Genomic DNA, 12,442 nt, shown 5'->3' with positions numbered 1-12,442 from the left:
ATTTCCTCCAAAAATTCTATTATTCTTTCTTGTTATCGGTGGCATAATCATATTTTCTCATTTATGATCGTCCACTAGATTTTAGAACTTTTGACCCAATTCAATCTTCATCTTGTTTTTGCACTATTAAAGAATTTCCATACACGATTCGGTAAAATAAAAGAAGCTGATTCACAGCAAAATCCTTTCTAAAAGAAAAACAGCTCTAGTGAATCAGCCTTTCAGTACATCAACCCCACAAAAAGAAATCGTTTGCAAAATTGTGCAAAAACAAATCAGAAAAACTGATGAAGAAAGAATCGCTCCAAAAGAGCTGATCCTAAAAATAGGATTCCCTTATGGCAAATGAAAAGTAAATTTTAAATCTTCTCCGTTTCCTTTTTGATTGCTGAAAACCCTTTAATATGTACAAACGGAGGATCAGAAAAGTGCATTAAGCAGTCCGCTGTTTTTTCTTTTTGACGCTTGAAAGTGTAAGAGGAACAATTGACGGTAATTTCCAATCCGTTAAAAAATCGAACCATCAACGCATTCTCCCCTGCCTCTCTCCAATCTTTCACATGACGCGGAAAAACCCATATACAATCATATCGTTCAGGTGATTTAGTAGGAAAGGCGTAGAGCATTTCATCCGGAGAAATCATCAGAGGAGTTTTTTTATAGTGACCTAATTTTCTTCGGACAGCACGAATTCTTCCCTCATAAGTGGAACAACGACAAATGCAGGCATCATCCAAAATTTCCAGCGGACGTTTTTTGCTGAAAAACGTGCGGTCCACTTCATAAATGATGGATTCATGTTCAAGATCATAAGCCGGAGCGATTGCCATCGTTTTTTTAGTAATTAAATTTACCACTTTTTTCAAAGAGATTCTCCCCTTTCCAATTTTTAACCATTATACTCCATAACGGATAATAATTATCTGAATTTATATAATTTTTATAAATTTTTCATATTTTAAAACAAACCTTTCATTTATACTGAATGAAAAAGTTTTTTATAACAAAATGTTTCGATTACGTTTTACTTTTCTGAATGATTTTGCTAGGATAGACTATAAGAATTTAATAGTTGCTTACAACACACTAGGGGAGCCGACAAGGCTGAGATTGAACGTTCGTTCTAAACCCTTTGAACCTGAGATGGGTAATGCCAGCGTAGGGAAGTGGTGGAGTCTTTTTGAAATGGACATTGAAGATGAACCCGCTCTTTAGGCTGAAGAGCGGGTTTTTTTCATCATTCCCGCCTCAAAGAGAAAAGGAAAACTCAAGAGGAAAGGAGGAACACGAAAAATGTCTGTGTGTTTAGAAAATGTTTCCTATACCTATCCCGGTGAAACAAAACCGGTCATCTTTAACTTTTCCGCTCATATCGAAAAAGGAGAATTTGTTTCATTAATCGGAAAAAGCGGGACAGGAAAAAGTACACTATTAAAACTGATTGCCGGCTTGTTTCCATGTGAGGAAGGGATCATTTCCGTCAACGGAAAAACACCGGGCCCCGGTAGTGTTGGTTATATGCCCCAACGAGATTTACTACTTCCGTGGCGTACCGTGATAGACAACATCATGCTCCCTTTGGAAGTTCAAAATAAGCGAAACTTGACGAAAGCCGATGCTGAAGAATGGCTGAAACGCATTGGCTTGATCCGTTGGAAGAACGCTTTGCCAAAACAGCTTTCCGGAGGCATGAGACAAAGGGTGGCATTTCTGCGAACACTTTTTATGGGAAGCGAAGTTTTGCTCCTCGATGAACCTTTCGCTGCTCTTGACGCTTTGACAAAGAGAGAAATGCACGATTGGCTGTTATCGATTTGGAAGGAATTGGACAACACCATCTTATTTATCACACATGACTTAGAAGAAGCCATTTTGTTAAGCGATAAAATTTTGCTGTTACACGCTGACCATAAAGTGGAAGAAATCATCGTGGATTTGCCTAGACCTAGGAGTGTCGACATGGTTTATTGGCCAGAAGTACAAACCTATCGAAAAACAATAGAAAAGAAGATTGCCAATGAGTAAGTTAAAGAGATTGTTAGCAGATTATGGAGCATTCGGGCTCTTGGTCATCATTGCCGTTTCTCTATGGGAGTGGGCGGCAAGAACCGGAAAAGTCCCATCTTTTATCATTCCTGCTCCTTCCAAAGTGTTAGAAATGCTATACGAACAGAAACAGGCTTTGTTATGGATACATACACCGGCAACGCTGAAAGAAGCTTTGATCGGTTTTGCTTTTTCTTTCGTAGGCGGGATCACCATAGCACTCGCCATGCACTTTTCCAAGCTGGTAGAAAAAATGCTTTATCCTTTTGTCTTGTTTTCTCAAACGATTCCTGTTATTGCCCTCTCGCCCATCTTTGTCCTTTGGTTTGGATACGATATTTGGAGCAAAATCGCTGTAACGGTGCTGGTTGCTTTTTTCCCTATCGTGATCAGCTGCTATGATGGATTCAAAAATATCGATCAAGATTATGTGGATCTGTTACGGTCCATGGGCGCGTCCAAATGGAAAATATTTAAAAAAGTAGAAGTTCCCTTCGCCATGCCTTCTCTTTTTTCTGGCATTAAGATGGCCGTTATTTATTCCATCGTTGGTGCAACCATTGGCGAATGGCTTGGAGCCAGCGAAGGACTCGGATATTACACGAGAAGAATGTCAGGAAATTTAAATGCCGAAGGAGTATTTGCAGCCGTTGCTTTATTAACGGTTCTAGGATTGGTTTTATTTAGTATAGCCACTTTCATTGAAAAAAGCTTTTTAAAATGGAATAGAAAATCATAGAAATGGGTGTTGAGTCATGAAAAAAATCATCCGATTGATTGGTGTAAGTTTATTGTTCGTTTTGATTGCAGCGGGTTGTTCCTCACAACAAGATACAGCAAAGACTAAGGATGGAAAGCAAAAGGTAACGATCATGCTGGATTGGTATCCAAATGCTGTCCATTCCGCCATTTATACAGCGAAAGAAAAAGGGTATTTTGCCAAAGAAGGGCTTGATGTTGACATTAAAATGCCAGCTGAAACCAACGATCCGTTGAAACTTGTCGCGGCAGGAAAAGTCGACTTAGCGATTAGCTACCAGCCGCAATTAATCGTTTCCCGTGCTGAAGGAATTCCGGTTGTATCTTTAGCGGCCATTGTCAGACATCCACTTGATTGTATAATGGTTCCAACTAACAGCTCAATCCACCGTCCTAAAGATTTGGAAGGAAAAAATATCGGCTATTCATCTATCGATATAGAACAAGCCATATTAAATACGATGATCCAAACAGACGGCGGCAATCCAAAAAAAGTCAAAATGACGGATGTCGGCTTTGATTTAATTCCGGCGATCACCTCCAAGAAAGTAGATGGCATTATTGGCGGCTATATCAATCATGAACGCATCCTTTTAGAAAAAGAAGGACATCCTGTTCGGATATTTAACCCGGCTCAATATGGCGTTCCTGATTATTATGAGCTTGTTTTGGTTGCAAGCGAAAAAGGACTTCAAGAAAAGAAGGATGTGTATAAAAAGTTCTGGAAAGCTGTTGCAAAAGGGCAATCAGAAGTTACTAAAAACCCTCAAGCCGGTTTAAAGATTCTGCTTGACCATGAAAACGACAGTTTCCCTCTTGATAAACAAGTAGAAACAAAAAGTTTGAATATCCTGCTTCCTTTAATGAACAGCAAAGACAAGCCATTTGGTTATCAAGATCAAGAAGTTTGGGAACATGTTAACGATTGGCTTTACAGAAATAAGGTGATCAAAGAAAAGATTGACGTGAAGAAAGCCTTTTACAATATCAATCAATAAATAATCGATTGAACAAAACCCACGATAAGAAATCTTATCGCGGGCTTTGTTCATTGAAGCCCATTTCTTTCCGCTAATCTCCATAACGGCGATGTCTGTCGTATCGGTCCAAATTCAAAGTCTCGCATAACGCTTCTCCTCTTTTTCCGTTGACCATTTTCTTTTAACCGGGATATTTAAAAGTTTGTCTAATTGTCTACTATTTTCCACTCGTATGAACCGATCCATTTTGATATGATGACATATGGCATTCTTTTGCTTTGTAGACATGCAACATCGTCGTCAAGAATGACTCTCATATTTCCCATGGACCATTGATAAATTCTTATACTGTCCGACAGATTAACAGATTGCTTGACTGTTGATATGGATAGTGATTTGATAAAAACATCTAATAATATTATTGGATCCAATACGAAGGAATTGAAACAGAGTTCTTTCAGATTCATGATGGATCATTTACACTCTTTCTTTTAAGCTTCTTTTTATTGTGCTTGAGTGTATTTCTACCCTTTGTTCGTCTAGACTTACACTAGAATATTCGAGGTGGAAATCAATGAGTCAAACATTATTACAAATGAATACCATTTTCATCAGTATCATCATCGAAGCTTTGCCGTTTGTTGTCATCGGCGTATTTTTGTCAGCGTTGATTCAAATGTTTGTAACAGAGGAAATGATCGCCAAAATGATCCCAGCCAATCGTTTTGCTTCCGCCGCTCTTGGCTCTTGTATTGGATCGTTGTTTCCAGGCTGCGAATGCGGCATCGTTCCCATTACACGACGACTTGTACAAAAAAATGTTCCTCTCCATGCCGCCATTGCTTTTATGTTGAGCGGCCCGATTATAAATCCTATTGTCATATTTTCAACTTTCGTCGCTTTCGGGGACAGTTGGAAAATGGCGCTGTATCGCTGCAGCTTAGCCATTGGAGTTTCCATAGTCGTAAGCATTGCCATTTCTTATTTATTTAATGACCAACAATTAAGAAAGGTGATGGATCATCTTTCTCACAATCACTCACATGGATCTCATAAAATGAGCCTTCGCTCGAAAATAGTTGGAACCATCGACCATGCCATTGACGAATTTTTCTCTGTTGGGAAATTTTTAATTTTTGGGGCGCTGATTTCATCTGCCATGCAAACCTTTTTCAAAACGAGCGCTTTGCTTGAATTCGGTCATTCGAAAGTAACGGCCGTTTTGGTCATGATGGCGCTGGCTTTTATCCTGTCGATTTGTTCAGAAGCCGATGCATTTATCGCCTCTTCTTTTTCCGGGCTTTTCGGAACAGGTCCGATTATTGCTTTTTTAGTGTTTGGAGCGATGGTGGATATCAAAAATTTATTCATGATGCTTGACGCTTTTCAAAAATGGTTTGTGTTTGTGCTTGTTTCACTGATTGCTGTATGTGTTTTTGTCGGAGCATTAATCATTTAGCTAAGTGGCTTCTTTCACAACAATCCTGTTGCTTCAATCAAATGTAGAACCTTTTTAAACAGTCGACAGAGGAGACTTTGTATAGGAGGTGTTTATCGTGCTCAGGATTATTATTTTATTCGGCTTCACGTATTTTTTTATGATGCTGCACGCCAAAGGAGATATCAGCAAATATATTAATATGAAATATTCGTATCTTTCCTTCAGCATGATCTTTTTGATGGGCTTTTTAACGTTGTATCAATTGATTCAATGGGCAAGAGGCGATAAACGTAAAGATCACAATCACGATCACGACCATGGCCACGATCATTCCCATGACGAAGATACGATTTTGAAAAAAGTATTCACTTATACTATGATGCTGATTCCCATCATAACGGGCATTTTTTTGCCGGCAGCAACATTGGACTCCACAATCGTAAAAGCGAAAGGTTTTCACTTTTCTTTTATCGACAACGATACCGATCAATATGCCAACCATCAAATTTTGCGTCCAGATGCCAGCCCTTATTACGACAAAATTGCCTATAATCAAATGGACAAAAATGATTTGAAAAAATATGGGTCCGAAAACCGGATCGTTCTGGACGATAAACATTATTTTCGAGCGTTGGAATCCATTTATAACCATCCGGGCAATTTTATTGACAAAAAAGTTGTTTTAAAAGGATTCGCATATCGAACAGATGACATTGAAAACAATCAATTATTTGTTCTCCGCTTCGGGATTATCCATTGCATAGCCGATGCCGGAGTATATGGAATGCTTGTCGAGTTTCCAAAAGACGTGAAGTCCCAAATACACAAAGATGAATGGCTGCAAGTAGAAGGAACGCTGGAAACCACTTATTATCAGCCATTTAAAGAAAATATTCCTTATTTAAAAGTAACCAAATGGGAAGAAATACCAAAACCGAAAGATCCTTATGTATATCGGCAATATTAATCTCACGACATCCGTAGATATTTCGGCCGCCGATGCCCGAAAAGAACCCCGTTCCAAATTCGGAACGGGGTTCTTGCATCTAAAGGACTGAAATTTTACAACGCGCCTTTTTGTTTTCTCTTCGTAATTCCATACGCAATGGCCAGAAGAATAAACCATACCGGGGTGACAAACAAAGCTACCTGCGTATCATCGGCCAGTCCGAGCACGACAAGAATAAATACAAAGAAGGCTAGCACAATCCAGTTTGAAACAGGAGCAAACGGCATTTTAAATGAAATTTTCTCAGCCTCTTCCGGTTTTAATTTCCGGAATCGCAAATGAGCGATTAATATAACGCCCCATACCCATATAAAGCAAATGGTTGAAATGCTCGTCACCAACGTGAACACTTGATCCGGCAGCCAATAGTTTAATAAAACACCGATCAAAAGCACAAGCGTTGATGTGATAAGAGCAGGTGCAGGAACGCTTTGATCATTCAGCTCTTTCAGCTTCTTCGGCGCTTTTCCTTCGTTTGCCAGCGTATAAAGCATTCGGCTAGTGCTAAAAATACCACTGTTGCAGGAAGAAGCTGCTGAAGTCAGCACGACAAAATTAATAATACCTGCAGCAGCAGGAATGCCGATAAGCGAAAACACTTTCACAAATGGACTGCTGTTCGGATCGACCCCATTCCACGGATAAATCGACATAATGACAAGTAAAGCGCCGATGTAAAAAATCAAAATGCGAATGGGTATATTGTTAATCGCTTTTGGCAAAGTAACTTCCGGGTTTTCCGCTTCACCGGCTGTCACCCCCACAAGTTCAATTCCAACATAGGCGAACACGACCATTTGGAAAGCCAGCAGAAATCCGGAAACTCCATTCGGAAAAATCCCGCCGTGGCTCCAAAGATTAGAAAACGTAGCATGGGTGCCGTGGCTTTTATATCCGGTAAAAACCAAAATCAACCCAATGACTATTAAGGCGACAATCGTCACAACCTTAATAATCGCAAACCAAAATTCCATCTCTCCGAACGCTTTTACTGTTGCCATATTGATTGCAAACAATACAAGAACACATATAAGCGCAGGGATCCATTGAGGCAAGTCGGGGAACCAGAATTTCACATACAAACCTACGGCTGTGATTTCGGCTATTCCGGTCACAATCCAACAAAACCAATAGGTCCAACCTGTAATAAACCCTGCCCACGGTCCGATAAACGTTTCAGCAAAATCCGTAAACGAACCTGTCGTCGGCCGATAAAGCAGCAATTCTCCCAAGGCGCGCATCATGAAAAAGAGCATAATCCCCGTGATCAAATAAACGAGCATAATAGAAGGCCCGGCAAAATGGATCGATTTTCCTGAACCCAAGAACAGCCCTACGCCGATTGCCCCCCCAATAGCAATTAGCTGAATATGCCGGTTCTTTAAACCACGCTGCAAAGATCTGTTATCTGACATTTGTTTCATCCTTTCTTTTCATACGCACTGCTTCCGTGTAATGGAAAGTTTTGTTTTTCCTGTTCCTTAAAGAACGTTTTTCGCCTCAGCTACACTGCCGATTGGACAGAATGGCAAGAGAACAAGTGATATGCAAATAAAGGGGGCTTGTCCGCCGAAAAATTATTTTCAGCAAACAAAAAAAGAGTTTTAGGAAGACTTTCCTGTTTCACACTCTTCCTTCACTCCACCACTCATGCTATTTCTTACTATTATACAATAAAATTCAACAAAACCAGAACCATTTTGAAAAGAATCTGAAAATTCCTTAAATATAAAACAGAAATATCCGGTGAAAGCCCCTCTACTTGCCCTTTCCTCGATCTTTGAAATGAAAACACCTATGTTATCGAAAAATTTTCCCAACTATTGCCATAATCCATCATTTTCAACATATCCTCCTTTTGTTTTATTTTAATTATTAGAATTTTTTATTTTTTCTTTATTGTATTACATGTCACAAAATCTTACAAGTTTTTCATTCCTTATCAATGGCTTTAGCCGCTGAGCATCTTTTGACGGCGCTATCGGCAAACAGTACGTTTTTCCTTCCTCTTATTTTATTTTGGGAAAATTGGAAAAGCACTAATGCTTCATCGAAAGAATATTTCTTTCGATGTTACAAAACCTATATATGATATTCCTCGTTGAATATCGCCTATCCTTTCAAAGAGGTGATAAGATGAGTTATAAAGATCAGCTTGATCCGCACTCAGAACTTTTTCACCACAATTGGACAAGACCGAAACGCTCCAAATCACAAGTGAACGGGCATACTGAAATGTCAAAAACCAATTTTATTTTAAGAAGAAACGCGAAAGCACACCGCTGGTAAACTCTTGAATTCACCAGGCTGGTCCACCGGTACAACAGTGGGACCAGCCTGAAAGTTTAAGAAGAGCTTCGGTACGGTGTTGCTATTGATTCTTCTATCACAAACGGGCTAAAAAGCGGAAACGATTAATCCTTTTTCTTTTTTGTCTCGGTAAAGGCGCCATTCTCTTTTCTTCCTTTATCGAATTCTAGACGGTCTCGATTTTAATTCCTTCTGCTTGAAATATTTCATGAATACGCTTGGCAAATAAAAGAGCATTCCGTCCGTCTCCATGGAGGCAAATCGTATCTGCTTGAATCCTGATTTCATGTTGATCGGCTGTGGCCACTTTTTGTTCTTTTACCATTTTCACTACTTGTCGGATGGCGGCTTCTTCACTCGTAATCAAAGCATTCGGCATGTTTCTCGGCGTTAATGTTCCATCTTTTTGATAAGTGCGATCAGCAAACACTTCATGCGCGACTTTAAGACCGATCGCTTCACCTGCTTTCGTCAATTCACTGTTGGAAAGTCCATACAATACGATTTCAGGATCGATCCGGTAAACAGCCAAGGCAATAGCATCCGCCAGTTCTTTATGGACGGCGGCCATATTATAGAGCGCACCATGCGGTTTCACATGATGGAGTTTTCCACCATTCGCTTGAACGAATCCTTGCAATGCACCCACTTGATAGACAACCAGCTGATAAGCCTCTTCAGGGGTAATCTGGGTATTTCTTCGGCCGAAGCCGTGTAAATCCAATAAACCGGGATGGGCGCCAATACTTACGTCGTGCTCTAATGCCAGCTTTACGGTTTGATCCATGATGTTCGGATCGCCCGCATGAAAACCGCAGGCAATGTTGGCCGAGGAGATATAAGCCATCATTTCTTTGTCATTGCCAAGAGTATACCGACCAAAACTTTCTCCCATATCACAATTGAGATCCACTTTAAACATAGGCAACATCCCTCCATTTTAATTTGACAGCCGCTTTTAAATACGCAAGCTCTCGATGGACTTGGATCAGTATTTGCTGCGCTTCTTTCAAGCTAATCTCCTGAAATTGGATCGTATCTCCGGGCCGCATTTGACTCAGTTTCGGCAAATCCGCCTGAATCACCTGGCCAATCTTTGGATAGCCGCCCGTTGGTTGTCTGTCGGCCATCAAGATAATGGGCTGACCGTTCGGAGGCACTTGTATGGAGCCAAACGTTGCTCCCTCTGTGATTAATTCCTTGTTTTTCTTCAAACTTAAGGAAGGTCCTTCTAAACGATATCCCATTCGATCCGACTGAGGAGTAATTTGAAACGTCTCGGATTGAAATCGGGAAATCGCTTCTTCCGTAAACCAATCATATTGTCGGCCTTTCACAAATCGAATCGTATGGTCTTCCGTTCCTATATAATGGCGATAGCTGTTTCCAATCCCCCAAGAAACAGGAAGGATCCGGCTGGGCTGTCGAATCGGAATCCTGTCCCCGGACTCGAGTTTTCTTCCATGAAACCCGCCAATTTTTGCGCTTAAATGAGTACTTTTGCTGTTTAAAACAGGGGGAAGATCAAATCCCCCTTTTACGGCTAAATAGCAGCGGCTTCCTTTCACCGCCGCATGGAACCGAAGAACATCTCCTTTTTTCACAGAGATCGGTTTACCGTGTGCAATCGCCTCTCCATTTTTTTCAGGCAACATATCCGCACCAAATAAACTGATCACCATATCTTCCTCAAACAGCAATGTCGGTCCGACGAAATTCATTTCTAATACCGCTTCGTTTTCAGGATTCCCTACCGTGATATTCGCTATTTTCATGGCAAAAGCATCCATGGCGCCGCTTACAATAAAACCGTAGGACTGGTATCCGAATCGCCCCAAATCCTGAACAACCGTTAACATTCCTCCTTTTGTGACGTGAATTCCCATGTTTGATCCTCCCAATTTTCATAAACGTCTTTTGTAATCGGAACAAATCGAATCTCATCACCCGGAAGCAAAAAGGTGGGCGGATTTCGATCAGGATGAAATAAAGAAATTGGAGTTCTGCCTATTATCTGCCAGCCTCCAGGTGTTTCTATCGGATAAATCCCTGTTTGATATCCGGCAATTCCAACCGAACCTGCCGGAACTTTCAGTCGGGGTGATTTTTTTCTTGGAGTCGCGATGGATGGATCCATTCCTCCCAAAAAAGGAAACCCTGGGGCAAAGCCAAGAAAATAAACGTGATAGCTGGCGGATGAATGAATTTCAATCACTTTTTCGACTGATAAGCCGTTTGATTTGGCCACTTCTTCTAAATCAAGACCAAATTCCTCATCATAACAAACGGGAATGCACACTTTTCTTTTCGGAATCTTATACTGGATCCCATGATTCATTCGCTCCTTCAATTGTTGGCAAACCTGCTCATACGGATCATTCCCGCCCACTTCAACCGGATTGTAAAAAACCGTTAAAGTTGTATATGCAGGAACGGCCTCTAAAAATCCATGAAACGGCTTCTCATTTATGGCGTTTGCCAGATTCAAAATTTTTCGGTTTTTCTCTAATGAGATTCCTTCTCCGAAATCAATCGTCACGGCTGAATCTCCAAGTGGAGTAAAAACTGCATCCATCATCGTTGCACCCTTCTTTTAAAAATAAGAAATTAACGTGGTCTTTATCTCGGCACTGATGAACCAATATAAAGACAGGGGCGCAGATTACTCTGATTTTTCATAGCTTGTATCACATTAACACCCCTGATTCAGCTTGAATATTGTCCTATCCTATTTCATTATACTAAATAAAAATTATTTCTAAATATCTTTAAAATAACAACAGGCATATTTATTCGATAATTCTGTTTATTAAAAAATTGACAGCAAGCATTCCCCTTTTCCCCAAGGCAAAAATGATTCAAAATAAAGCCAAATCCCCGCCTTTCTATTTTTCATTTTGTAAAATAGGCAGCTGCCACTCTGCATCAGGTTGGGGCTTCACTTCCGAAATCACGATATGGGAAACGGTTTTAGCAAAAGTACATACCTCATTAATAAAATCTTCGATTTCCTTTAAACTCACGACAGACAGCTTGACCATATAACAAGATTCCCCGGTAATTCGATAACAAAACACCATCCGAGGATGACTCTCAATATATTGCTGAAAACGTTGATATTCGCCATTTTTAATCGATACTTCTATCAAACAATCGATCGCAAACCCTAATTTTTTTCGATTAATGGAAACCGTATATCCTTCAATGACACCTTGATCTTCCAATCGTCTTACCCGCTCTGCTACGGACGGAGGGGAAAGGTTTATTTTTTTGCCTAGTTCTCTCATCGACAACCGTGCATTTTTCTTCAATTCCTGCAAAATTCGTATATCGATTTCGTCTATTTTCATTTACAAACCATCCTTTTAAAATTCATTTCATATAAAATATATTATTTTTATTTTCATTATATTTGAAATGGTAATTCAATATCCACATTTTATAATAAAAGAAAAGGAGTGAGAATATGGAAGCCAGAATTTCATTTTCAAAAAATGGGGAAACCCCCTTTCAACAGTTGTTAGGACACAATAAGGAAATATTAGAAAAATGGAACGCACTAAGCAACGTGCTTTCGGAAGATTCATTACTTTCAGCTGATTTAAAGGAACAAATCAGAAGATCATTGGCGCAGCAAAACCAATGTGAATATTGCAAAGCGAAAGGAAAGCCCGATTTATCAAAGTTGGATGAATCTACAAGTCTTGCTGCCGCTTTCGCGGAAGTCATGTTGAAAACGAACGGTTCGCCCGGAAATTCTACTGTTCAACTGTTGAAAACTACCTTTACGGAGCAACAAATCAGTGAACTATGCGCATACATTTGCTTTACGATCGCTTCTCAATGGTTTGGAGCTGCTCTAGGATTAAAACCGTAATCAGCCAAATGGATCAACAA

The 12,442-nt window shown here is 40.1% G+C and carries 13 protein-coding genes and 1 riboswitch; of the genes, 7 read left to right on the top strand and 6 right to left on the bottom strand.

Annotation, left to right across the window (positions count from 1 at the left end; all coding sequences use genetic code 11):
• Positions 1-359 precede the first annotated feature (359 nt).
• Complete coding sequence (locus BSM4216_RS02935; protein WP_234395458.1) at positions 360-857, bottom strand: competence protein ComK; 498 nt, start codon at positions 855-857, stop codon at positions 360-362.
• A gap of 221 nt (positions 858-1,078) precedes the next feature.
• Positions 1,079-1,182: riboswitch (TPP riboswitch) on the top strand.
• A 111-nt stretch (positions 1,183-1,293) separates the two neighbouring features.
• On the opposite strand from BSM4216_RS02935, the gene BSM4216_RS02930 reads away from it, so the two are divergent.
• From BSM4216_RS02930 to BSM4216_RS02910, 5 genes are all read left to right on the top strand, one after another.
• Positions 1,294-2,025, top strand: a complete 732-nt coding sequence (locus BSM4216_RS02930; RefSeq protein WP_048622681.1) for an ABC transporter ATP-binding protein — start codon at positions 1,294-1,296, stop codon at positions 2,023-2,025.
• A complete protein-coding gene (locus tag BSM4216_RS02925; protein ID WP_048622680.1) occupies positions 2,018-2,785 on the top strand; it encodes an ABC transporter permease in 768 nt (255 codons plus the stop codon). The genes BSM4216_RS02930 and BSM4216_RS02925 overlap by 8 nt, the downstream gene beginning before the upstream one ends.
• 16 nt (positions 2,786-2,801) lie before the next feature.
• Positions 2,802-3,803 carry an ABC transporter substrate-binding protein gene (locus BSM4216_RS02920; protein WP_048622679.1) on the top strand — a complete coding sequence of 334 codons (1,002 nt, stop codon included), beginning with the start codon at positions 2,802-2,804 and terminating at the stop codon, positions 3,801-3,803.
• A gap of 556 nt (positions 3,804-4,359) precedes the next feature.
• Positions 4,360-5,244: a permease gene (locus BSM4216_RS02915; protein WP_048622678.1), complete on the top strand. Its 885-nt coding sequence runs from the start codon at positions 4,360-4,362 to the stop codon at positions 5,242-5,244.
• Positions 5,245-5,341: 97 nt separating this feature from the next.
• Complete coding sequence (locus BSM4216_RS02910; RefSeq protein WP_048622677.1) at positions 5,342-6,193, top strand: TIGR03943 family putative permease subunit; 852 nt, start codon at positions 5,342-5,344, stop codon at positions 6,191-6,193.
• A gap of 95 nt (positions 6,194-6,288) precedes the next feature.
• Here the strand turns inward: BSM4216_RS02910 and BSM4216_RS02905 are convergent, their stop codons facing one another.
• Positions 6,289-7,650: an amino acid permease gene (locus tag BSM4216_RS02905; RefSeq protein ID WP_156179209.1), complete on the bottom strand. Its 1,362-nt coding sequence runs from the start codon at positions 7,648-7,650 to the stop codon at positions 6,289-6,291.
• 721 nt (positions 7,651-8,371) lie between these two features.
• On the opposite strand from BSM4216_RS02905, the gene BSM4216_RS16090 reads away from it, so the two are divergent.
• Complete coding sequence (locus tag BSM4216_RS16090) at positions 8,372-8,524, top strand: YpzG family protein (protein ID WP_081473049.1); 153 nt, start codon at positions 8,372-8,374, stop codon at positions 8,522-8,524.
• Positions 8,525-8,711: 187 nt separating this feature from the next.
• Here BSM4216_RS16090 and BSM4216_RS02895 read toward each other — a convergent pair whose 3' ends face one another.
• From BSM4216_RS02895 to BSM4216_RS02880, 4 genes are all read right to left on the bottom strand, one after another.
• On the bottom strand, positions 8,712-9,467 hold the full coding sequence (locus BSM4216_RS02895) for a LamB/YcsF family protein (protein WP_048622674.1): 756 nt from the start codon (positions 9,465-9,467) through the stop codon (positions 8,712-8,714).
• Positions 9,460-10,431: a 5-oxoprolinase subunit C family protein gene (locus BSM4216_RS02890; RefSeq protein ID WP_048622673.1), complete on the bottom strand. Its 972-nt coding sequence runs from the start codon at positions 10,429-10,431 to the stop codon at positions 9,460-9,462. Before BSM4216_RS02890 ends, BSM4216_RS02895 begins: the two co-directional genes overlap by 8 nt.
• Positions 10,398-11,123, bottom strand: a complete 726-nt coding sequence (gene pxpB, locus BSM4216_RS02885) for a 5-oxoprolinase subunit PxpB (RefSeq protein ID WP_048622672.1) — start codon at positions 11,121-11,123, stop codon at positions 10,398-10,400. Before pxpB ends, BSM4216_RS02890 begins: the two co-directional genes overlap by 34 nt.
• A gap of 307 nt (positions 11,124-11,430) precedes the next feature.
• The gene (locus BSM4216_RS02880) at positions 11,431-11,895 is read right to left on the bottom strand and encodes an Lrp/AsnC family transcriptional regulator (RefSeq protein WP_048622671.1); all 465 of its coding nucleotides are present in this window, start codon (positions 11,893-11,895) and stop codon (positions 11,431-11,433) included.
• Positions 11,896-12,011: 116 nt separating this feature from the next.
• Between BSM4216_RS02880 and BSM4216_RS02875 the strand changes: the two genes are divergently transcribed.
• Positions 12,012-12,422 (top strand): carboxymuconolactone decarboxylase family protein, encoded by a 411-nt coding sequence (locus BSM4216_RS02875; protein ID WP_048622670.1) that lies wholly within the window; start codon positions 12,012-12,014, stop codon positions 12,420-12,422.
• Positions 12,423-12,442: the final 20 nt, after the last annotated feature.

Origin of the sequence: Bacillus smithii, from assembly GCF_001050115.1 — a bacterium.
In the GTDB taxonomy this organism is placed as follows: domain Bacteria; phylum Bacillota; class Bacilli; order Bacillales; family DSM-4216; genus Bacillus_O; species Bacillus_O smithii.
Note: the sequence above shows the minus strand (reverse complement) of the source record. Positions and strands in the feature narration are given on the sequence as shown.

Excerpts from the sequence above, each read along its gene's own strand:
- BSM4216_RS02925 (WP_048622680.1), top strand. The coding sequence starts at position 2,018 with ATGAGTAAGTTAAAGAGATTGTTAGCAGATTATGGAGCATTCGGGCTC.
- BSM4216_RS02905 (WP_156179209.1), bottom strand. The coding sequence starts at position 7,650 with ATGTCAGATAACAGATCTTTGCAGCGTGGTTTAAAGAACCGGCATATT.
- BSM4216_RS02895 (WP_048622674.1), bottom strand. The coding sequence starts at position 9,467 with ATGTTTAAAGTGGATCTCAATTGTGATATGGGAGAAAGTTTTGGTCGG.
- BSM4216_RS02875 (WP_048622670.1), top strand. The coding sequence starts at position 12,012 with ATGGAAGCCAGAATTTCATTTTCAAAAAATGGGGAAACCCCCTTTCAA.
- BSM4216_RS02920 (WP_048622679.1), top strand. The coding sequence starts at position 2,802 with ATGAAAAAAATCATCCGATTGATTGGTGTAAGTTTATTGTTCGTTTTG.
- BSM4216_RS02890 (WP_048622673.1), bottom strand. The coding sequence starts at position 10,431 with ATGGGAATTCACGTCACAAAAGGAGGAATGTTAACGGTTGTTCAGGAT.
- pxpB (WP_048622672.1), bottom strand. The coding sequence starts at position 11,123 with ATGATGGATGCAGTTTTTACTCCACTTGGAGATTCAGCCGTGACGATT.
- BSM4216_RS16090 (WP_081473049.1), top strand. The coding sequence starts at position 8,372 with ATGAGTTATAAAGATCAGCTTGATCCGCACTCAGAACTTTTTCACCAC.
- BSM4216_RS02915 (WP_048622678.1), top strand. The coding sequence starts at position 4,360 with ATGAGTCAAACATTATTACAAATGAATACCATTTTCATCAGTATCATC.
- BSM4216_RS02880 (WP_048622671.1), bottom strand. The coding sequence starts at position 11,895 with ATGAAAATAGACGAAATCGATATACGAATTTTGCAGGAATTGAAGAAA.
- BSM4216_RS02930 (WP_048622681.1), top strand. The coding sequence starts at position 1,294 with ATGTCTGTGTGTTTAGAAAATGTTTCCTATACCTATCCCGGTGAAACA.